This window comes from Haloparvum alkalitolerans, assembly GCF_055381565.1.
The window spans coordinates 1,181,263-1,202,390 of the sequence record NZ_AP043938.1; the positions used below are offsets into that span (position 1 = coordinate 1,181,263).

Below are 21,128 nucleotides of genomic sequence, written 5' to 3' on the forward strand. Positions count from 1 at the left end.
TAGGCACTGCTCCTAGAAAACTGAGCAAAAAGAATGATCATACTTTGTCCTAGTCCATACTGCCGTCCTAGACGTCCTAACGCTAGAAATAACCCTTATTTCCGTTGGCACTAATACCCACACGCCCCACACACCGAATATGGGATTAGGACAGTTCCGGCCCACGCGCGACTACGACGAGCACGAAATCATCCCCGACCTCCTCGACGAGGTCATCCCGGACGACTACTACTGGGACAAGACTGAGAAACGCGGCGAGAAATGGGCGAAGATGGCCCGAGCGTTCATGCTCCGGACCGAGCGGACGCCACAGGACCGGTTCACTCAGGCCGCGAACCAGGTCGGTGAAGAGATCAGTCGAAGCGCCGAGACCGTGAAAAGCGCCTTGACCAGGGAGACATTCGGTGACGAGGCGGGTGTGGAGATCCCTCGGGAGGTTCTCATCCGGGTCGAGGATCGCGTCGAAGAGCACGACGACGTCACGCTCGAGGACATCCTCCAAGCCCACCGCGAGAACCAGCAGGACGAGGGGAGTTAAACAACCCACCGGTCCAGTTGCATGCCCTGTCCCTCAGCCACCTCAGTAATCCGCAGTACGAAGTGTATCGCTTCCTCGGCGAGGGTGACACCGGTCTGAGCCTGAAGCAAGGTGGTGTCCGAGTCATTCCCCGACGTGTGCGATCCGATTGTGGAACAGTACCCGTACGGCGTATACAGCATCCGCCAGTCACGGGTTTCACGTGACCCATTGCCATCCCATTTCTCGATCATGTGCTGTATTCAGCACTACCTCTGAAACCTGTCTTCTACCCAGGGTTTCAACAACGCCACATAAAACGCCCCTATTGCAAGAGCAATTGCTGGTAGTTCTACTACTCAGTCGCTTCAGTGAACTCCTTTGCGGCACTGATCACGTCTGCATCCCCACCCAGCGAACTGATCAACGGTTCCAGTTCTTCTAACGTATCCAGTAGCTCAGGGTTCTCTTTTGCGACTTTCAGGAGCTTACGCCGATGTTCCTTCTCTTCGGCTTCCAGTTCGTCGACTGCTTCGGGCTCCATCGCTTGGTGGCACCAGACACAGAATGACTCGTTGCGAGGTGTCTCTTTTCCACAGCGCGGGCAGGTGAGTGGAGTTCGGTCTTCGGTTTTCTCTGTCTCGACCTCCATGCCTTGGAGTTCGGCATACATGTTGTTCTCGTTTTCTGGGCCGAACTTCGCCAGATAGCGGCGCGCGTGGTCTGAGGTCTGTTTCCGCCCCTGACGTTGGTTAATGATTGATTCTTTTGCCCCCTGCTTGGCGAGCCAGTAGGTGTTCGACTTTCGGAAGTTTGTCGGCGTTACCGGCTTGTCGATTTCAGCTCGTCTACCGCAGTCTTTGAACCTACCAAGGAACGAATGATAGGATGCGTTGTCATGCGGGTCGTCGATTTTACACCAGAGATACGCCGAGGGGTCATCTGGGGCAGGATGGTCAGAGAGCCATTGTTGGAGGTATGGAACGCTGTTGATCAGCGTTACCGAGTGTTCACCTTGCTTGCCATCGAGGTGGATTTGCAGTCCGTGATCGGCATCCTGCACCTGTCGCATCTTGACCTCGTGCATTTCTTCTCCTCTTGGTCCGAGTTCGTGGGCGACAGGAAACAGTGCTGCATCCCGTGAGTTTAGTGCGCCCTCCTCAGACATCTTCACCGCCTCTTCCCACTCCAGCATGTCCGCTCTGCTGGGCACCGGGTCGTAGCTGTTGCTGGTCCCGGTCGGAATCCACGCTAGTGTGTCGGGGACCTCGTCAAGCTTCAGAGTCCTCTTTCCGAAGATACGAAGAGCGATTCGGTAGTCCTGGTTGGTCTCTTCGCTGTAATCTTCCGTATTCCTTTCAGTGTTGATCCACGCTACGACACGCTCAGCATCTTCGCGGCTTTCTAGAGCATCGGCGACTCCGCCGATCTGCTCGGCCATTATAGTGCAGTGCCGCAGCAACTTCTCGTGACGGTAGTCGCTGTACTCGGAATTCAGGAGGTCGAGCTGTTTGGAGAATTCCAGAAGCTTGTTTGCGTCATCCTCTGCTATTGTCGGTGCGTCTTCCTCCTCTGGTTCATCGTCAGAGAGACTTGACCGCGTCTTGATGCGGGTTCTCAGGTTCTCAATTCGCGACCGGGTGGACATGCTCTATTTATCAATTTTATATTCTTGGGCTTTAACCCTTAGCCACATAGCCGGCCCTTGGCTTTCGTTTTCGGTCGTGTTCTGCGCGGTCGATGCGTGCCCGAACGGGGGTTCCCAAAACCGGGGAGGGAAAGTAATTGTTATACGCGGGGTGGCCCATGCTCGAATCATGCAACGACGCGCTGTAGCCGTCTACGTCGCGCTCTTCGTTCTCGTCGGCGCCGCAGCGGGTGCTCTCGTCGCCACCGCGGACGCGCCGGAGGTGTCCTTCGAGGACCCCGACCATCGGCTCTCAGCGGGGGAGCAGTTTGAGGAGAACGGCGTGACCTACACAGTAACGGAAGTGTCCCGGAGCGAGGAGGAGGACCACGGCGCGGTAACCGTGTCGTACTCCGGAACGATCGAGTGGAACGAGACGGCGGACCAGTCCGCGGACTGGGCGAACGGCAGCACGGTGACGTACGACGGCGCGGAGTGGACTGTGGTCATCGAGGGGGACGACCCCGACACGTTCACGCTCCGCGAGGAGATCGACCGGCAGGCGATCTTGGAGTCGGACGAGGACGCCGACAACGAGACGGTCCAGCGCGACGGGGAGGAGTACGTCATCGTCGAGGAGGACGGTGAGGCCACGCTGGTTCCCGCGGACGAGTACTTCCCGGACCCCGAGGAACGTGAGTTCGCGACGGGCGACACGCTCGAGTACGACGGTCACGAGGCGACGGTCGATGCGGTTTCCGCGGACGCCGCGACGCTGACCTGGGAGGCGACGGTGACGCGGTCGGCCGGCTTCGGGCACGAGGAGAACGTGACGGTTGGCGACACCACGTATCTGGCCTACTTCACCTCCGGTGAAGAGGTCGTCCTCACGAGCGATCAGGCGGCGTACCAAGCGCAGCTCGCGGAGATCAGCGAGTTCGGTGAGACCACGGACGCGCTCTGGCGCGTGATCATCGCCAACGGCGTCGCGTCGCTGCTGCTGGTCGGCCTGGCGTTCGTTCCGTCGCGCTACTGAGCGCCCGGTCCGTTTTCTCGACCGACAGTCCCATTTGGTCTCCGGACTACGGGACCGTATGGTTTCGACCTCGGAGAAGGTCCGACAGCTCGCTCCGCACTGGGCCGTCATGTTCGTCGTCATGTACGGCCTGTTGGCGGTCGTGCGAAGCGTGCACGGCGATCCGAGCTTCCTCGAGTCGGTGCTTCTCGTGGTCGTCGTCGCGTTGGGATACCCGACGGTGACTCGGCTGCTCGGCGTCGCACCGGCGGTCTGGGACCCGGAGTGACGGTTCGATCCGACGGTTTTTGCGTCGCGCACCTCGAGTCTCGGCTATGGACATGACGACTCGAGGGGTACTCGCGGTGATCGTCGTAGTACTCATGACGGTCTCGATGGTCGTCTCGCGCCGGGGGAACGGTACCCTCGCCGCGTGGCTGTTGACCATCAGTTTCGCGGCCGCAGCGGGCTGGGCCGGGCTCGGGGTCGTCTGGACTCATCAGAACGGTCCGGAAGGAGCGATGACGCCGCAGTTGTACGCGAGCCTCCTCGTCACCGGGCTGGCGTTCGCGCTCTACTTCGGCGTGCGCGCGAGAAACAGCGAGGAAGCATTCGACAGCTAATCGGCGAATTCGGTGACGATCCGGCAGTTCACACGTCTTTATTCAAAAACAACCGAAAAGAAACAATCCCGGGTCCGGGGTATCATCGAAAGGTACTTAGTTCCAGAATTACAGCGAAAGGCAAGGCATGTCAGACGATGACACCACTGCCACCAGTAGCAAGCGACGTCCGTTCCTCAAGGCCGGCGCCGGCGCGGTCGCCGTCTCGCTCGCCGGGTGTACCGGCGACGAAGGCGGGGAAGGGACCGAAACCGAACCGCAGGGGACCGAGGAGATAACCGAGTCCACGCCCGAGGAGGTCGGCGAAGGGGACGTCCCGGAGGGCGGCTCCTTCCGCTTCGGGATGAGCAACCCGCCGGAGGGCGTCAACCCGATGGCGACGTCCTCCTCGTACTCGTGGACCGTGCTCAGCGAGATCATGGGCTACGGGACGGCGCTCGACCCCGTCACGTTCGACGTCCACCCGAGCGCGTACACCGACTGGACGGTGGAGAACGTCGACAGCGGCGAGCCGGACGTCTACTTCAACATCCGGGAAGGGATCACCTGGAGCGACGGTGAGGAGTTCACCGTCGACGACGTGCTCTTCACGTACAACTTCATCATGGAGGCGAACCCCGGCCGCTACGCCTCGACGATCGCGCCCGTCGAGACCGTCGAGGAGGCGGACAACGACTGGGACGTCCACCTCAAGCTCGCGAACCCGGTCGGGACCTACGACAGCCAGCAGCTCCAGCTCCCGCTCCTCCCCGAGCACCGCTGGAGCGACGTCTCCCCGGAGAACTTCACCGAGTACCAGCCGCAGGAGAACACCTACGAGGTCGACGGCCAGGAGTACCTCGGTCCGGTCGGTCTCGGTCCGGGGCGGCTCACCCGCTACGAGCCCGACACGTCCGTCGAGATCGAGTACCGCGACGACTACACGCTCAACGACCTCGAGTGGTACCAGGAGCACGAGAACCTCCGCGCGGGCGGTCCGTTCCTCGACAACGTCCGCTTCAACATCTACGGCTCCTCCGACGCGCTCCAGCAGGCGTTCATCTCCGAGGACGCCATCGACGCGCTGTACGGCTCGGTGCTGCCGGCGAACATTCCGGACGTCGAGGAGAAGGAGGGGGCCCGCATCGTCACCGGCTCCGACACCGGTTACGCGCACTACTCCTTCGAGATGCGGACGACGCCGTTCGACGACACGATCTTCCGGCAGGCCGTCGGGCTGGTGTACGACCATATCTACTGGATCGACCAGCTGAACCGCGGGACGGTCCAGCGCGGTGCGTTCACGATGCCGCCGGGGTACACCGCAGTCCGTCCCGAGACGGAGATCGACGCGGAGATCAACGAGCACCCGGCTTCGAAGGCGTTCGACTTCCTCGAGGACCAGCCCGGCGTCCCCGACTACGCCGCGATCAAGGACTTCCTCCGCGGCGGCGTCCCGATCACGGGTGAGGCTGCCGAGGGGGACAATCAGGTCATCCCCGGCCGCGACTACCCCGGTTCGATGACGGGCGTCACGACGGACGACATGGAGGCCCGTCACGAGTACACGTGGGGCTCGGTCGAGTCCGACATCCTCGCCGACGAGCCGGGCGTCGAGGAGGAGATCCGGGTCAACGGCGAGACGATCACCGAGATCAACGGCCAGCCGCTTCAGATCCTGATGTACCCGCCGCAGGACTCGCCGCTCGGCACGCAGATGCTCGAGGATTGGGTGAGCAAGCTGAAGGCCCTCGGCATCCCGGTGGAGCGAAACGTGATGACGTTCAACACCATGCTCACCGAGGTGTACACGAACGTCAACTTCGGCGCGTTCCCGATGTCGTGGACCAACCTCTCGCCGTTCGCGGCGCCGTCGCTCGAGGCGCTGTTCCACAGCAGTCAGGCGCACAGCCCGGACGAGATCGGCGAAACCGACGCCAACAACGCGATGGGCTACGGCACTGAGGGCCTGCCGGGCGCGGACGACCTCATCGACGAGGCGCTCCAGACGATGGACACGGAGGAGCGCAACTCGGTCGCGCGACAGGTCGTCGAGAAGATCTATCTGGACGCGCCCTCGCAGATCAACAGCCACGAGATCCCGCAGTGGCCGGTCAACGAGGCCGACTTCGAGGGCTACGTTTCGGGGATCCCGAGCCCGGGCGACTCGTACGTGAGCGTCCAGTTCTCGCAGATCCACCAGGCCGAGTAACCCGCCGTCCCTGTCCGAGTTTTCACTTTTCCGCGCCGGAACGCCTCGGACGGAGAAGAGCAAAACTTAACCCTCACACAAATAACCACAAGCAACACCCTACACAGACCCAAATGGCCAGAATTAGTCTCCGATACCTCGCGTATCGATTGGTCGTCTCGTACTTCGTTATTCTCGGGATCATGACGCTTGCCTTCCTGCTGTTGCGGCTCATGCCGGGGACGTTCGCGGACGCGCTGGTGTCGCCGGATATGCCGCGCGAAGCACGGCAGGCGATAATCGAACAGTACGACCTGAACGAACCGTTGTGGCGACAGTACCTCTCGTTCATGGTGAACTACCAGACCGGCCAGTTCGGCTGGTCGCCCACCTACGGGACCGAGGTGTGGTCGCTCATCGAGCGGCGGCTCCCGCGGACGCTCGTTCTCTTCGGGGCGTCGTTCATCTTCGGGTACATCATCGGCCCGCTGGTGGGGATGTACCTCGGCTGGTGGCGCGGCACCAAGCGTGACAAGTCGGTCTTCGCGGCCGGGCTCGTCGCGTACTCCATGCCCGCCTTCTGGATCGCGTGGCTGCTCATCTGGCTGTTCAACTACGAGCTCGGCTGGCTGCCCAGCTCCTACATGATGTCGCAGTACCCCGACGATCCCTCCCTGCTTGCGCCGTTCGAGCAGTGGACGTGGTGGCGCGCCATCGTGGACGTGCTCCACCACATCGCCCTGCCGCTCTTCAGCATCATCTCCGTCGGATGGGTGGGGGCGATGCTCGTGATGCGGACGCAGATGAACACGGTCGTCGACTCCGACTACGTCTACCTCGCGAAGGCGAAGGGGCTCTCGGAGCGCACGGTAATGATCAAACACGCTGCCCGCAACGCGCTGATCCCGGTGGCGACGCAGGCCATCGTGGGCGTCGCGTTCATCATCGACGGCGCGGTGATCATCGAGTACGTCTTCTCGTGGCCCGGGATGGGCGCGCTCATCGTCGACACCGTGCTCCGCCGCGACTACCCGACCGCGCAGGCGGTCTTCTTCATCCTGGGCGTGCTCATCGTCGTGATGCGGCTGCTGACGGACATCGCGTACACCTATCTCGACCCCCGGATCAGCTTCGAGGGGGGTGAATGATCATGGCTACTGGATCTTCGAACTCGCGCGTGGAGGCGTACAAGGAGAAGTGGGGCCCCAAGATCGACCGCTACAAGCGGGTCTGGGGCCGATTCGCACAGCACCGACTCGGCGTGATCGGGTTGTTCATCCTCGTGATGTACGTCCTGTGGGCGATCGTGCCCGGCTGGTTCGCCCCGCACTCGACCGAGTGGACGGCGTACCTCGGCACCGAGCCGGGACGCATGACGCCACAGCAGATCGACTCGCTGCCGCACCCGCCGGCGTTCGGTGACCCCTTCTTCGCGCCGATGGGGACGACCGACCAGGGGAAAGACGTGATGACCGAGCTGGTCTACTCCGCCCAGAACGCGATGTACATCGCGCTCGCGGCCGGACTGCTGTCCAGCCTCGTCGGCGTCCCGCTCGGGCTCATCTCGGGCTACTACGGCGACACGTGGATCGACGAGTCGATCCAGCGGCTCGCGGACATCACCTACGGCCTGCCGTTCCTCCCGCTGCTGATCGTCCTCGTGGCGATCCGCGGCGTGAGCACGACCAACATCATCCTCGGCATCGTCGTGAAGTCGTGGGTGAACAACTGCATCATCATCCGGGGTGAGACGCTGAGCCTGAAGGAGCGCTCCTACGTGGAGTCCGCGAAGGTCGCGGGCGCGTCCGACACGCGCGTCATCTTCAGACACATCCTGCCGAACGTCCTGCCGCTGACGTTCGTCTACCTCGCGCAGGACGCGGCCGGCGCCATCCTCGCGGAGGCGTCGCTCGCGTACCTCGGCCTGTCGGACTTCACGGCGTACTCGTGGGGCATCATGCTCGAACAGATACAGAACCGCGGCTTCGTGTTCGAGGCCTGGTGGTGGCTGCTGCCGCCGGGCATCGCCATCACGATGATCGCGGGCGCGTTCTACTTCATCGGCTTCTCGATGGAGGACGTGGCGAACCCCCAGAGGTGACATATGGCTGACCATCTACTCGAAATCAACGACTTGAACGTACGGTACCGCATGGACGGGCCGGACGTCCACCCGGTCGACGGCGTCTCGATGACCGTCGACCACGGGGAGACGTTCGGGCTCGTCGGCGAGTCCGGTTGCGGGAAGACGACGCTCGCGAAGTCGATCATCCAGCTGCTCGACTCGAACGGCGACGTCGAGAGCGGCGAGATCTGGTTCGACGGCACGCTGCCGGCCTGGACCGACGAGCGCGGTGAGGTGCGCCGCGACGTGGTCGACGATCCGCAGTACCCGGTCCGCGAGGACGGCATGACCAACCTCGCCGAGCTCTCCCTCGAGCAGATCCGCGACGTCCGCTGGCGGAACGTCGCGCTGATCCCGCAGAGCGCGCTGAACGCGCTCAACCCGGTCTACAAGGTGGGCGACCAGATCGTCGAGGCGATCACTCGCCACGAGCCGGGAACCGACGTCGAGGAGGCCCGCGGCCGCGCCCGCGACCTGCTCGAACGCGTCGGGATCGACCGCGAGCGCGCGGACGACTACGCCCACGAGTTCTCCGGGGGCATGAAACAGCGCGCGGTCATCGCGATGTCGATGGCGTGCAGTCCAGATCTGCTGATCGCCGACGAGCCGACGACCGCGCTCGACGTGATCATCCAGGACCGCGTGCTCGACGAGATCAAGGGCCTGCAGGACGAGTTCGACGTGGCGATGCTCATCGTGAGTCACGACATCTCCGTGATGGCGGAGACGTGCGACCGCATGGGCGTCATGTACGGCGGGAAGATGATGGAGTCGGGGACGACCGAGTCCATCTTCGAGCGGACCGCGAACCCGTACACGCTCGGGCTGCGCAACTCCTTCCCGACCGTCGAGGAGGACCAGGAGCAACTCGTCTCCATTCCGGGGACGCCGCCGACGCTGCGCGACCCGGACCCGGGCTGTCGGTTCGTCGACCGCTGTCCGTTCGCGGTCGAGGAGTGTCGCGACTCCCACCCGCCGATGTACGACGTGGACCGCGCGCTCGGGGAGGCGACGGGCGAGGTCGCTCACGAGTCGGCCTGTTACCGGCTCGACGACCTCGAACAGGTGCAGGAAGACGCCGCAAAGGAGGAAACATGGCTACAGCAGACGACCCACTAGTCGAGGTAGAGGGACTCAAGAAGTGGTTCGACACCAGCGAGGGCGTCGTCGAGCGGTTGCTCGGCACCGGTACGGACCCGGTCCGCGCGGTCGACGGCGCCTCCTTCGGCATCGAGCGCGGCGACGTGATGGGCGTCGCCGGGGAGTCCGGCTGCGGGAAGACCACGCTCGGCAAGCTGCTGGTGAAGCTGTACGACCCTACCGAGGGCTCGATCCGCTTCCACTTCGACGACGCGACCTTCGACGTGACCGACATGACCCGCGAGGAGGAGACGGAGTTCCGCCAGCGGGTCCAGATGATCTTCCAGGACCCCTTCGAGAGCCTGAACCCGCGGATGACGGTGTACGACACCGTCTCGGAGCCGCTCCGGATCAACGAGATGTACGACTCCTACCAGGAGCGTCGCGACCGCGTCGTGGAGACGCTCAACGACGTCGGGCTCGCGCCGGGCGACGCCTACCTCGACTCGTTCCCGCAGGAGCTGTCGGGGGGCGAGCGCCAGCGCGTCGCCATCGCGCGCGCGATGGTGGTGGATCCGGACTTCGTCGTCTGTGACGAGCCGGTGTCGATGCTCGACGTCTCCATCCGCGCGGGCGTGCTCAACCTGATGAAGGACCTGCAGGACGAGTACGGGCTGACGTACCTGTTCATCAGCCACGACCTCTCGCTGATCCGGTACATGTGCAACAAGACGGCGATCATGTACCTCGGGGACATGATCGAGTACGGGCCGACCGGCGAGATCGTCGACGACCCGAAACACCCCTACAGCGAGGCGCTGTTCGACGCGGTGCCGGTCGCGGACCCGACTCGCGACCGCAAGCGAGCGAACGTCACCGGCGACATCCCGAGCCCCCGGAACCCGCCGAGCGGCTGCAAGTTCCACACCCGCTGTGCGGAGATCATCCCCCCGGAAGGGTGGCAGGGGAGCCAGAACGCCTTCCGTCGCGTGAGCACGTTCAAGCGCCGCGTGCTGAACGGCCTCTCGGTCGAAGACCTCGACGTGGACCCCGGGGCGGAACCGGACGACCGCGTCCGCGACCGCCTGCTGAGCGAGGGGCTCACGCTCGACCAGCTCCCCGAGGAGTACAGACACGAGTCGGAACTCGGCATGGGGGAGGGCGGCGTCGACGTCTCCGCGCTGGAGATCCCCAACGACGCGATGGCGACCATCGAGGAGACGGCCGACCACCTGGTGACGGGCGACGCCGAGGCGGCCGCCGACCGGATCCGGTCGGAGTTCGTCTCGCAGTGCGAGACGGACCGACCGGACCTGCGCTCGGCCAGCCGAAGCGTCGAGGCGGCGTGTCACCTCTACACGGAGGGGGACCGTCGGCCGCCGGAGGACGGACCCGCGTCCGCCCCCGCGGACGACTGAGATGGATCGGTCCCCCTCGCCGCGGTCCCTCCTGCTTGTCGGCTCGTTCGCGCTGCTGGTCGCGTTGGCCGTCGGCGGCGCGCTGTCGACGAGCGCGGCCGTCACCGCCCACATGGAGGCGTCCACGTCGGTCGAGGCACAGGTCGTCGGGATCGATCCCGCGGAGGGCAACGCCGTCACCGTCCGGCTCCGCGTCGCGAACCCGACCGAGGCGGACATGCGGTTCCACGCGGCGTGGCTCCCGGTCTCGGACGGCGAGGACGTGGTCGCCAGCACCGCGGGCCGGAGCATCGACCCCGTCGCGGTGCCCGCGGGCGAGACCGTCACGTTCGGGATCCGCGCCACCGGCGAGGACGTCTCGACCGAGCGGCTCCACGCGGCGGCCGAGGCGGACCGCCTCTCGGCCGACGGGCGACTGACCGGGACCATCGTCGACCGCACGGTAAACGTGGACGTCACCGACGACCGGGCGGGCGCGGGGGGGAGCGACGGGACGACCGGGGGCAACGACACGACCGGAACCGACGGGACGGACGGAGGGAGCGATGCGTAACGAGACGCTCGGCCGCGAGCGGCTGGTCGGCGACCTCTACGTCGAGCGCCGGACGGCGTTTATCGTCCGAGCGGCCGCCGTCGGGACGCTCGCGGGCGTCGTCGTCGGGCTGGCGACGTTCATGGCCGGTCACGAGGACCTGATGCCGGCGGGCGACCACCGGGTCGCGCTGGCCGCGGTGGCGCTCGCGGGCGTGTACGCGCACCTGCTCACGAACGGGCTCCGCGAGAGCGTCGCCGCGGCCGGCGTGGCGTTCGTCGTCGGCGCGGCGGTGTGTATCGGCGCGTGGCTCTGGCCCGTCTACGCGCTCGGCTACTCGGGTGCGGTCGCGGAGCTCGTGGGCGCCCCGCGGCTCCGGGACGCCGTCGTGGACGTGCTGACGATCCAACTGCTCGTCTTCGGCGGGGGCTACCTCGCGGCGGTGACGGTCGAGGGCGTCACGGAGTAGACGAGCGCTCGCGTCACGGAGTGGCGGACGGCCCGAAACCCTCTTTCCCCGACGTTTCCAACGCTCGCGCATGGCACGGGACCTCCCGACCGAGGAGAAGGACGCCAAGGACCGGGGCATGTTCGCGCGTCGGAACGAGGACCCCACGCTCCCGAGCTACCTCTCCTCGCTTCTGTACGTGCTGTCGGTGCCGACGCTGCTCCTGCTGTCGTTCGGCGGCTACTGGCTCGGCCTGTACGGCTACGGCGCGGTGGTCCCGGCGTTCGGCGGGCTGCTCGTGGCGCTGCTCGCGGTCACGTTCGGCCTGATGCACGTGCTGACGGGGCGGTGAGGCGGTGGCGGAGTGCTGACGCGGCGCCCGGGCGCCCGCTCACCGCCCGCTCACCGCCCGCGGGCGTCGGCCCCGAGCGCGTAGAGGAACAGCGCGCCGAGCGTGCCCGCCAGCAGTCCGACCTCGACCGCGGTCGGCGTCCCGGTCCCGCCGCGGGAGAGGTAGCTCCCGATGCTGATCAGCGTCGCGAGGTAGGGGAGGCCGAGCGCGGCGTACAGCTTCGCGCGTCGGCTCGTCGCTCCCGCGAGGACGCGGCGGCCGACCGCGAGGGTCCAGCGGCCCGCGGCGACGGCGCGCCGTCCGACCGCGGCGAGCGACGAGCGGAGGGACACCTCAGTAGGGGACTTCCTCGTACTCGCAGAACACCGGCTCGGTGACGAGGTTCGTCACCAGCGCGAGCAGCGAGACGGCCTCGCCGGGGTCGACCGCGGGCGCCTCCGCGTCGAGGTCGCCCGACCACGCCGCCAGCGAGACGCCGAGCCGGACGCGCCAGTCGTGGACGGTGATCAGCCACTCGCCCGGCTCGTCCTCGCGGGTGACCTGGAAGAGGTACTTGAACGTCTCGTCGTCGCGCCACGAGATGTCCTCGCCGGCCGCGTACTCCTCGAACTGCGGCGTGCCGAACAGCTGGACCAACCGGTAGAGCGCGGTGCCGATGTCGGTGTCGCCCGGCGCCATCGGGTCCGGGTTCAACTCGACGTAGGCGTCCACCTCGTCGGCGTCCAGCAGGTTCACCTCGCGGAGCTCCTCGCCCGCCTCGCGGCGGTCGCGGATCGCGTCCGGGGCCACGGGCTCGACGACGAACTCGCCGAGCGCTTCCAGGTCCGGCGCGTCGGGGTGTTCGCGGATCTCGTACATCAGTACGAGAAGTGCATGAAGCCCTTCAGGCCCGCGTATCCGAGAAGCGCCGAGACGAGTCCGGTCGCCAGTACCAGGAGGCTATCGACGAGCGGGAGCTCGTGGGGCGCGAGGCCGTAGACGAACGTGATCCCGAGGATCAGGAGGATGTAGCCGATCGTCAGTCCCGCGACGCCGAGCAGCAGCGAGCCGATCCCGACGGGCTGGAGCGCCGAGGCGGGCAGACGTTCCTTGATCGTGCTCATGCGTTGGCGGTGCTACCGATTCCCACGATTTATTCCTGTTGGTTCTCGCGCTCGCGCGCCTCCAGGTTCTCCAGCGCCTCGTCGTCCAGCGGGGAGGCCGCGGGGTCGAAGCCGGCGTCCGGCTCCGCGTCCGGGGCCTCGCCGGTCTCCGTGCCGTCCTCGTCCGGGCCGGAGACGTAGTCGAGGTACTCGGAGGGGTGCGCGTCGAGGTTCCGCGCGACGAGGATCAGCGCGACGCCCGCGACGGTGTAGAACACCGGTGCGGGCGCGGTTATCGGCACCTCGCCGGCGACGACCGAGACGTGGAGCGCCTGTCCGACCAACAGCGCCCCCGCGACCCAGAGACCGGTCGCGACCGTCGAGGCGAGCCGCTTCGAGAGCATGGCCGTGCTCGGGCGGCCGGCTACTTGAGCGTACGGCACTCGGATGGGGCGGGTGATCGGAGCGTTTCTGCTGACGGCTGTTCGTCGGGAACTCGGGTTTCCGTGTCTGTCGTGGATCCTGCTGTTCGGGACAGCAACGCCTCGAAAGCCCCAGTCGGCTCGACCGGCCGCGGCACGCTCTGCGCTCCTCGCTCCCCGCAACGCTCGCTGCGGTGCTTGAGGCGCCGGGGCCGGATCGAGCCGACTGCCCCTTTCAGTCCCGCCCCGCACCGCGACCGCGGGCCTCACGCCTCCCCAGCCTCGGCCGCGGGCCGAGCGCGGAACCGCAACGCACCGCAGGCGCTCGGCCCGCGGCCTCCCTCGCGCGGTCGCGGCGACACAGGGTCGCCGCGGCGCGCGCCGACAACACCGCGACCGCATCAGCACCGCGACGCATAGTGCGATGACCGCGACGCGTCCGGACCGCCGTCCGTCTTTCGGCGTCTCCCCGGCAGACTTTTGTCCGGCCCTGCGGTCGGTCTTGGCGAATGATCGCCGCACAGGGAGCGACCGGCCTCGGCGCCGTGCCGCCGCTGTCGCCGTCGATGCTGGTCGTCTTCGCGGTCGTCGCGGCCGCGCTGGTCCTGTTCGTGACCGAGCCGGTGCCCATCGACATCGCCGCCATCGGCGTGCTGGTGGCGCTCGTCGCGCTGGAGCCGTGGACCGGCGTCGACGCGACGACGGGCATCGGCGGGTTCGCCAGCACCGCGACCGTCACCGTCCTCGCGATGTTCGTGCTCAGCGAGGGGATCCGGCGCTCGGGACTGGTCAACATCGTGGGCGACCGGATCGCCGAGCGCTACGGCGACAGCCCGTTCAAGCAACTGCTGGCGGTGCTCGGGCTCTCCGGGGGGACGGCCGGCTTCATCAACAACACGCCGGTCGTCGCCATCATGATCCCGATGGTGACGACCATCTCGAAGCGGACCGGCGTCTCGCCGTCGAAGCTCCTGATGCCCGTCTCCTTCGTCGCCATGCTCGGCGGCACGCTGACGCTGATCGGCACCTCGACGAACATCCTCGCGTCGGACCTGTCGGCTCGCCTGATAGACCACCCGTTCTCGATGTTCGAGTTCACGCAACTCGGGGTCGTCGTCCTGGTGGTTGGCGGGATCTACATGGCCACGGTGGGCCGGCTGCTGATCCCCGAGCGCATCAAGGTGACCGACCGGCTCGTCGAGGAGTTCGAGATGACTCAGTACCTCACGGAGGTCGTCGTCCGCGAGGACTCCGTGCTGGTCGGGCGGACGGTCGAGGACAGCCTCGCGGACCTCGAGGTGGACGCCGACATCGTCCAGCTGATCCGCGGCGACCAGGCGTTCACCGAGCCGCTGGCGCGCAAGGAGGTTCGCGCGGGCGACATCCTGGTGCTCCGCACCGACCGCGAGAGCCTGCTGGACCTCATCGACGCGGAGGGGCTGGACCTGGCTCCGGACGCCGAGGTGACCGACGAGGTTCTCGACGCGGAGACCGGCGAGGTCGAGCCCGCGGTCGACCAGAGCCTCGTCGAGGTGGTGGTCTCGCCCGAGGCGACCGTGGTGGGAGAGACCCTGGAGTCGCTCAACTTCCGCGGCCGGTACGACGCGACCGTCCTCGCGATCCGGCGCGGCGGGCGGATCATCCACGCGCGGATGGACGAACGTCGGCTCCGCGGCGGCGACACCCTCCTCCTGCAGGCGACCGAGGAGACGATCGACCGGTTCGCGAACGACCGCGACTTCGTGGTCGCCCGCGAACTCACCCGGCCCGACTTCCGCACCGAGCGCATCCCGGTCGCGCTCGGCATCGTCGGTGCGGTGGTGGCGGTCGCGGCGCTCGACGTCCTCCCCATCGTCATCAGCGCGCTCGCGGGCATCGTCGCGATGGTCGTCACCGGCTGCGTGAAGCCCAACGAGGTGTACCCCGCCGTCGACTGGAGCGTGATCGTCCTGCTGGCCGGCCTGATCCCGCTGGGCGTCGCGATGGAGCGCTCCGGCGCGGCGGCGTGGCTCGCGGAGGTCGTGGTGCTCGCGTCCGGGACGCTTCCACCGCTCGCGGTGCTCGGCCTGTTCTACCTGTTCACCGCGCTGGTCACCAACGTGATCAGCAACAACGCCAGCGTCGTCCTGATGATCCCGGTCGCGGTCGACGCCGCGGAGGCGCTCGGCGCGAACCCCTTCTCGTTCGTGCTCGCGGTCACCTTCGCGGCCTCGACCGCGATGCTCACCCCCATCGGCTACCAGACGAACCTGATGGTGTACGGCCCCGGCGGCTACAAGTTCACCGACTACTTCCGGGTGGGCGCGCCGCTGCAGGTCCTGTTGACGGTCGTGACGACGCTCGGGATCGCGTTCTTCTGGGGCGTCTGAGGCCGCTCCCGGCCGTCTCTCCCGACCGCGTCTCGGGAACGAACCGGTCTTCAGTCGCCGTTCCCTTCGTCGGAGCATGTACGACGCCGCCGTCGTCGGCTGTGGCGTGATCGGCCGGCGCCTCGCCGACGCGTTCGCGGAGCACGACCGGACCGCCCTCGTCGCCGCCTGCGACCTCGACGCGGACGCGGCCGCGGCGTTGGCCGAGGCGCACGACGCGACCGCCTACACCGACCTCGACGCGATGCTCGCGGAGGCGTCGCCGGACCTCGTCCACGTCGGGGTGCCGCCGGTCGCGCACGCCGAGGTGGTCGACGCGGCGCTCTCCGCCGGGGCGCACGTCATCTGCGAGAAGCCCATCGCGCCCACCGCCGCCGAGGGCCGCGAACTGGCCGCCCGCGCGGCCGAGAGCGACCGCGTGACCGCGATCAACTTCCCGTTCCGCTACACGCCCGGGTTCCGGGAGCTGGTCGACCGCGTGGCGGCCGGGAAGGTCGGCGATCCCCGGCGGCTCTCCCTCCGGTTCCGCTTCCCGAAGTGGCCCCGCCCGTGGCAGGACGTTGAGTGGCTGGAGGGACGCGAGCAGGGCGGACCAACCCGCGAGGTGGGGAGCCACTTCCTGTTCGGCGCGCTGGAGCTGTTCGACGACGTCGCGGTCGTCGACGCGACCCGGGAGTTCGGCGGGCCCGAGGCGTGCGAGACCTCGATCCTCGCGCGGCTCGAGGCCGACGGCGTCGCCGGCGCCGTCGACCTGCTGACGGACTGTGTCGGCGAGCAGGAGAACTCGCTGACCGTGGAGGGGACCGACGGCGCGCTCGCGCTCGCGGACTGGCGGACGCTCGTGGCCGCTCCCGGGACCGACGAGGAGCGCGTGGTCACGGACGCGGACGGCGAGACGACGCTGACGCTCGTCGGCGAGGTGGTCGCGGCGATGGACGGCGCGGACGCGGACCTGGTCGACTTCGAGACGGCGCTCGCGGTGCAGGAACTCGTGGACGACCTGCTGGGGATCGAGGCGTAGCCGGTCGATCGCGGTCGATCGTTCTCCGCGCGTCGAAGCATCCGCAGGCGAGAAACCGCGGCCGCGTCGCTCGGCGGTCGAGAAATCGAAAACGCCCGGAGCGGGATTTGAACCACGGTCGTTCGCTCGCCGGGGCTCGCGTCACTCCCTGATTCAGAATCCCGTCGGCCTCTCGTCGCCGCCGAGTTCGACTCGCTGCGCTCGTCGGTTGGCGGCGACGGAAACGCCCGGAGCGGGATTTGAACCCGCGTCACGACCGTGACAGGGTCGTATGATGGGCCACTACACCATCCGGGCTAACAGGCAGCGGTCCCGAGAGAACGGGAACGCCCGGAGCGGGATTTGAACCCGCGTCACGACCGTGACAGGGTCGTATGATGGGCCACTACACCATCCGGGCTTGCTGCACTCAGGCGTAACCGTGACTCGCAGATAAGGCTTATCATCCGTCCCCGTCGTGTGGTGCGGTCTCACCGTCCCGCGGCGCCGCTCGGGGGGTCCGATGCTCGAGCGTCGGGTGACGACTGGCGTCATGCTTTTATCCTCCCCCGGCGTGTTCCCGAGTGTCACTCGCCCCTCGTCCCGGTTAGCGGCGCGCCCCGCCGCGCTTGACAACTCTTATGAGCGTGCGCGAGATAGAGAACTGTAGTATCTCGTGATAGCTTCTCCCAACCACCAGCACCCATGGTAGACGTAAGCCAACACGAACTCGTCCCGGACCACGTCCTGCTCGACGACCCGGAGGAAGTCGAGGAGGTCCTGGCGGAGTACAACGTGAAAAAGACGAACCTGCCGAAGATCAAACGCACCGACCCCGCGGTACCGGACGCCGCGGAGGTGGGTGACGTGATCAAGATCGTTCGAGAGTCGCGAACGGCCGACCAGGCCGTCGTGTACCGACTCGTCATCTCATGAACAGACAAGACCTACGCACGGTCTCCCGGGAGTACTTCTCGGACGACCGACTGGCCGAGCACCACTTCCGATCGTTCAACAACTTCCTGGGTCGCGGGATGCAGGACGTCGTCGACGAGAAGGAGCGCATCGAGACCGACATCGGCGACAAGGAGGGGCAAGAGCCCGTCTACGTCGAACTCGGGGACGTCCGCATGGTCACGCCCCGCGTCCGCGAGGCCGACGGCTCGGAGGAGCTACTCTACCCGCAGGAGGCGCGGCTCCGCAACATCACCTACTCGGCGCCCGTCTTCATGGAGATGTCCATCGTCCGCGGCGGCGAGGACGAACCGGAGACGGTCGTCGACTCCACCGAGACGAAGGTCGGCCGCATGCCGGTCATGGTCGGCTCGGACAAGTGTAACATGGCGGGCTTCTCGGACGAGGAGCTCATCGACATCGGCGAGGACCCGGTCGACCCCGGCGGCTACTTCATCGTCAACGGCTCCGAGCGCGTGCTGATGACCTCGGAGGACCTGGCGCCGAACAAGATCCTCGCGGAGTACGACACCAAGTACGGCGACGAGATTCAGGTCGCCAAGACGTTCTCCCAGCGCCGCGGGTACCGCGCGCTGGTGCTTTGCGAGCGGAACCGCGAGGGGCTGCTGGAGGTCTCGTTCCCCTCCGTCTCGGGCTCCATCGACTTCGTGACGCTGGTCCGTGCGCTCGGGCTGGAGTCGGACGAGGAGATCGTCCACCGCGTCTCCGACGACCCGGAGATCGTGAAGTACATGCTGGAGAACTTGGAGGAGGCCGAGGTCCAGACCGAGGAGGGGGCCATCGAGGAGCTCGGGAAGCGCGTCGCCTCCGGGCAGGGGAAGAACTACCAGCTCAAGCGCGCCAACTACGTCATCGACCGCTACCTCCTCCCGCACCTCCACGAGGAGGGCGTCGAGGACGAGGACGTGCGCATCAACAAGGCGTACTACCTCTGTCGGATGGCCGAGGCGTGCTTCGAGCTGGCGCTCGACCGCCGCGAGTCCGACGACAAGGACCACTACGCCAACAAGCGGCTGAAGGTCTCGGGCGACCTGATGAAGGACCTGTTCCGGACGGCGCTCAACAAGCTGGCCCGCGACGTGAAGTACCAGCTCGAGCGCGCCAACATGCGGAACCGCGACCTCACCGTCAACACGGTGGTCCGCTCGGACGTGCTGACCGAGCGGCTCGAACACCCCATCGCGACGGGCAACTGGGTGGGCGGCCGGTCGGGCGTCTCTCAGCTGGTCGACCGCACGGACTACATGGGCGTGCTCTCGCACCTGCGCCGGCTGCGCAGTCCGCTGTCGCGCAGCCAGCCGCACTTCGAGGCGCGTGACCTCCACGCGACCCAGTGGGGTCGCATCTGTCCCTCCGAGACGCCGGAGGGGCCGAACTGCGGTCTGGTGAAGAACTTCGCGCAGGCGATGGAGCTCTCCCAGAACGTCGAGGACGAACAGGGACTCAAACGAGAACTGGCGTCGATGGGTGTCGAGGGGATCCCCGGCATCGAGGGCGTCGACCGACAGACGGCGGACGACTAACAATGGCTCAGGCAGAACGCGAGGCGAAAGTCTACGTCAACGGGAGCTTGGTCGGGACCCATCCGGACCCGAACGAGCTCGCAGAACAGATCCGAGAGGCGCGGCGGCGCGGCGACGTCTCCGAGATGGTCAACGTCTCGGTGAAAGAGCGCACCCGCGAGGTCATCGTGAACGCGGACGCCGGACGCGCCCGGCGCCCCCTCATCGTCGTCGAGAACGGCGAGCCCCTGCTGTCCGACGAGGACGTCGAGGCCGTCGAGAACGGCGAACTCGACTTCGAGGACCTCGTCGACCGCGGCTACGTCGAGTTCATCGACGCCGAGGAGGAGGAGGACATCTACGTGGCCGTCGACGAGGAGGACGTCACCGACGAGCACACCCACCTCGAGATCGACCCGCAGCTGATCTTCGGCATCGGCGCGGGGATGATCCCCTACCCCGAGCACAACGCCAGTCCCCGCATTACCATGGGCGCGGGGATGATGAAGCAGTCGCTCGGTATTCCGTCGGCCAACTACCGGATCCGGCCGGACACGCGGCAGCACCTGATGCACTACCCGCAGCTGTCGATGGTCAAGACCCAGACCACCGAGCAGATCAACTTCGACGAGCGGCCGGCCGCCCAGAACTTCACGGTCGCGGTCATGTCCTACGAGGGGTTCAACATCGAGGACGCGCTGGTGATGAACCAGGGGTCGGTCGACCGCGCGCTCGCCCGCTCGCACTTCTTCCGGACCTACGAGGGCGAGGAGCGGCGCTACCCCGGCGGACAGGAGGACCGCTTCGAGATCCCGAGTCAGGACGTCCGCGGCGCCCGCGGCGAGGACGCGTACACCCACCTCGACGAGGACGGCCTCGTCAACCCCGAGACGAAGGTGGACGAGTCTTCGGTGCTGCTCGGCAAGACCTCCCCGCCGCGCTTCCTCGAGGAGCCGGACGACATGGGTGGACTCTCGCCCCAGAAGCGGCGCGAGACCTCCGTCACCATGCGCTCGGGCGAGGACGGCGTCGTCGACACGGTGACGCTGATGGAGGGCGAGGACGGCTCGAAGCTCTCGAAGGTGAAGGTCCGCGACGAGCGGATCCCCGAGCTGGGCGACAAGTTCGCGTCCCGGCACGGCCAGAAGGGCGTCGTCGGCCACCTCGCCCCGCAGGAGGACATGCCCTTCACCGAGGAGGGCGTCGTTCCGGACCTCATCCTGAACCCGCACGCGCTCCCGTCGCGGATGACGGTCGGCCACGTGCTGGAGATGCTCGGCGGCAAGGTCGGCTCCCTCCGCGGGAGCCGGGTCGACGGCACGCCGTTCCAGGGCGAGGACGAGGAGGAGCTCCGCGGCCAGCTGGAGGACCACGGCTTCAAGTCCTCCGGCAAGGAGGTCATGTACTCCGGCGTCACCGGCGAGAAGATCGAGGCGGAGATTTTCGTCGGGACGATCTTCTACCACAAGCTGTACCACATGGTGTCGAACAAGCTCCACGCCCGCTCGCGCGGGCCGGTGCAGGTGCTCACGCGCCAGCCCACCGAGGGGCGCGCCCGCGAGGGCGGCCTCCGCGTCGGGGAGATGGAGCGCGACACCGTCATCGGACACGGCGCGGCGATGGTGCTCAACGAGCGCCTGCTGGAGTCGTCGGACGCGGAGACGGTCCACGTCTCCGCGGAGACCGGACTGGTCGCGGTCGAGGACCGCGAGCAGCGCCGGATCTACGACCCGGTGACCGGCGACGAGGACGACATCCACGAGCTGGAGGTCAGCTACGCGTTCAAGCTCCTGCTCGACGAGATGATCGCCCTGGGGATCCGCCCCCGGCTCGAACTGGAGGACGCGGTCTAGGAGGTCTCACGAATGTCA

The 21,128-nt window shown here is 66.8% G+C and carries 22 protein-coding genes and 2 tRNA genes; 17 read left to right on the forward strand and 7 right to left on the reverse strand.

Annotated elements, in window-relative coordinates; translation table 11 throughout:
- The first annotated feature begins 139 nt into the window (after nt 1-139).
- Nucleotides 140-538, forward strand: coding sequence for a hypothetical protein (locus ACZ432_RS08240; RefSeq protein ID WP_426962755.1), 399 nt, complete (start codon nt 140-142; stop codon nt 536-538).
- Between the two features lie 334 nt (nt 539-872).
- Here ACZ432_RS08240 and ACZ432_RS08245 read toward each other — a convergent pair whose 3' ends face one another.
- Nucleotides 873-2,165 (reverse strand): tyrosine-type recombinase/integrase, encoded by a 1,293-nt coding sequence (locus ACZ432_RS08245; protein ID WP_426962754.1) that lies wholly within the window; start codon nt 2,163-2,165, stop codon nt 873-875.
- Between the two features lie 169 nt (nt 2,166-2,334).
- On the opposite strand from ACZ432_RS08245, the gene ACZ432_RS08250 reads away from it, so the two are divergent.
- From ACZ432_RS08250 to ACZ432_RS08300, 11 genes are all read left to right on the forward strand, one after another.
- On the forward strand, nt 2,335-3,180 hold the full coding sequence (locus ACZ432_RS08250) for a hypothetical protein (protein ID WP_426962753.1): 846 nt from the start codon (nt 2,335-2,337) through the stop codon (nt 3,178-3,180).
- A gap of 58 nt (nt 3,181-3,238) precedes the next feature.
- Entirely contained in the window at nt 3,239-3,448 is a 210-nt protein-coding gene (locus tag ACZ432_RS08255) for a hypothetical protein (RefSeq protein WP_426962752.1), read from the forward strand.
- Nucleotides 3,449-3,494: 46 nt separating this feature from the next.
- On the forward strand, nt 3,495-3,782 hold the full coding sequence (locus ACZ432_RS08260; protein ID WP_426962751.1) for a hypothetical protein: 288 nt from the start codon (nt 3,495-3,497) through the stop codon (nt 3,780-3,782).
- 127 nt (nt 3,783-3,909) lie between these two features.
- Complete coding sequence (locus tag ACZ432_RS08265) at nt 3,910-5,973, forward strand: ABC transporter substrate-binding protein (RefSeq protein WP_426962749.1); 2,064 nt, start codon at nt 3,910-3,912, stop codon at nt 5,971-5,973.
- 113 nt (nt 5,974-6,086) lie between these two features.
- Nucleotides 6,087-7,100: an ABC transporter permease gene (locus tag ACZ432_RS08270; protein WP_426962748.1), complete on the forward strand. Its 1,014-nt coding sequence runs from the start codon at nt 6,087-6,089 to the stop codon at nt 7,098-7,100.
- Nucleotides 7,101-7,102: 2 nt separating this feature from the next.
- Nucleotides 7,103-8,053, forward strand: coding sequence for an ABC transporter permease (locus tag ACZ432_RS08275; protein ID WP_426962747.1), 951 nt, complete (start codon nt 7,103-7,105; stop codon nt 8,051-8,053).
- A 3-nt stretch (nt 8,054-8,056) separates the two neighbouring features.
- Nucleotides 8,057-9,196, forward strand: coding sequence for an ABC transporter ATP-binding protein (locus tag ACZ432_RS08280; protein WP_426962746.1), 1,140 nt, complete (start codon nt 8,057-8,059; stop codon nt 9,194-9,196).
- Entirely contained in the window at nt 9,172-10,575 is a 1,404-nt protein-coding gene (locus tag ACZ432_RS08285; protein WP_426962745.1) for an ABC transporter ATP-binding protein, read from the forward strand. The genes ACZ432_RS08280 and ACZ432_RS08285 overlap by 25 nt, the downstream gene beginning before the upstream one ends.
- A gap of 1 nt (nt 10,576) precedes the next feature.
- Entirely contained in the window at nt 10,577-11,128 is a 552-nt protein-coding gene (locus tag ACZ432_RS08290) for a hypothetical protein (RefSeq protein WP_426962744.1), read from the forward strand.
- A complete protein-coding gene (locus ACZ432_RS08295; RefSeq protein WP_426962743.1) occupies nt 11,121-11,576 on the forward strand; it encodes a hypothetical protein in 456 nt (151 codons plus the stop codon). The genes ACZ432_RS08290 and ACZ432_RS08295 overlap by 8 nt, the downstream gene beginning before the upstream one ends.
- A 70-nt stretch (nt 11,577-11,646) precedes the next feature.
- On the forward strand, nt 11,647-11,907 hold the full coding sequence (locus ACZ432_RS08300; RefSeq protein ID WP_426962742.1) for a hypothetical protein: 261 nt from the start codon (nt 11,647-11,649) through the stop codon (nt 11,905-11,907).
- Between the two features lie 50 nt (nt 11,908-11,957).
- On the opposite strand, the gene ACZ432_RS08305 is transcribed toward ACZ432_RS08300, so the two are convergent.
- From ACZ432_RS08305 to ACZ432_RS08320, 4 genes are read right to left on the reverse strand one after another with little or no spacing between them, the layout of a single operon-like run.
- Nucleotides 11,958-12,239 carry a hypothetical protein gene (locus ACZ432_RS08305; RefSeq protein ID WP_426962741.1) on the reverse strand — a complete coding sequence of 94 codons (282 nt, stop codon included), beginning with the start codon at nt 12,237-12,239 and terminating at the stop codon, nt 11,958-11,960.
- A gap of 1 nt (nt 12,240) precedes the next feature.
- On the reverse strand, nt 12,241-12,765 hold the full coding sequence (locus ACZ432_RS08310) for a hypothetical protein (RefSeq protein ID WP_426962740.1): 525 nt from the start codon (nt 12,763-12,765) through the stop codon (nt 12,241-12,243).
- A complete protein-coding gene (locus ACZ432_RS08315; RefSeq protein WP_058367419.1) occupies nt 12,765-13,010 on the reverse strand; it encodes a hypothetical protein in 246 nt (81 codons plus the stop codon). Before ACZ432_RS08315 ends, ACZ432_RS08310 begins: the two co-directional genes overlap by 1 nt.
- A 29-nt stretch (nt 13,011-13,039) precedes the next feature.
- The gene (locus ACZ432_RS08320; RefSeq protein ID WP_426962739.1) at nt 13,040-13,393 is read right to left on the reverse strand and encodes a hypothetical protein; all 354 of its coding nucleotides are present in this window, start codon (nt 13,391-13,393) and stop codon (nt 13,040-13,042) included.
- A 584-nt stretch (nt 13,394-13,977) separates the two neighbouring features.
- Between ACZ432_RS08320 and ACZ432_RS08325 the strand changes: the two genes are divergently transcribed.
- Nucleotides 13,978-15,780 carry an SLC13 family permease gene (locus tag ACZ432_RS08325; protein WP_426962790.1) on the forward strand — a complete coding sequence of 601 codons (1,803 nt, stop codon included), beginning with the start codon at nt 13,978-13,980 and terminating at the stop codon, nt 15,778-15,780.
- A 76-nt stretch (nt 15,781-15,856) separates the two neighbouring features.
- Entirely contained in the window at nt 15,857-16,801 is a 945-nt protein-coding gene (locus ACZ432_RS08330; protein WP_426962738.1) for a Gfo/Idh/MocA family protein, read from the forward strand.
- A gap of 224 nt (nt 16,802-17,025) precedes the next feature.
- On the opposite strand, the gene ACZ432_RS08335 is transcribed toward ACZ432_RS08330, so the two are convergent.
- Together ACZ432_RS08335 and ACZ432_RS08340 are read right to left on the reverse strand one after the other, a co-directional pair.
- A tRNA-Asp gene (locus ACZ432_RS08335) sits at nt 17,026-17,098 on the reverse strand.
- A gap of 30 nt (nt 17,099-17,128) precedes the next feature.
- Nucleotides 17,129-17,201 (reverse strand) — tRNA-Asp (locus ACZ432_RS08340).
- A 284-nt stretch (nt 17,202-17,485) separates the two neighbouring features.
- Here ACZ432_RS08340 and ACZ432_RS08345 point away from each other — a divergent pair.
- From ACZ432_RS08345 to rpoB, 3 genes are read left to right on the forward strand one after another with little or no spacing between them, the layout of a single operon-like run.
- Nucleotides 17,486-17,716, forward strand: a complete 231-nt coding sequence (locus tag ACZ432_RS08345) for a DNA-directed RNA polymerase subunit H (protein ID WP_058367416.1) — start codon at nt 17,486-17,488, stop codon at nt 17,714-17,716.
- Nucleotides 17,713-19,278 carry a DNA-directed RNA polymerase subunit B'' gene (locus ACZ432_RS08350; protein WP_426962737.1) on the forward strand — a complete coding sequence of 522 codons (1,566 nt, stop codon included), beginning with the start codon at nt 17,713-17,715 and terminating at the stop codon, nt 19,276-19,278. The genes ACZ432_RS08345 and ACZ432_RS08350 overlap by 4 nt, the downstream gene beginning before the upstream one ends.
- 2 nt (nt 19,279-19,280) lie before the next feature.
- Entirely contained in the window at nt 19,281-21,110 is a 1,830-nt protein-coding gene (gene rpoB / locus ACZ432_RS08355) for a DNA-directed RNA polymerase subunit B (RefSeq protein ID WP_426962736.1), read from the forward strand.
- Nucleotides 21,111-21,128: the final 18 nt, after the last annotated feature.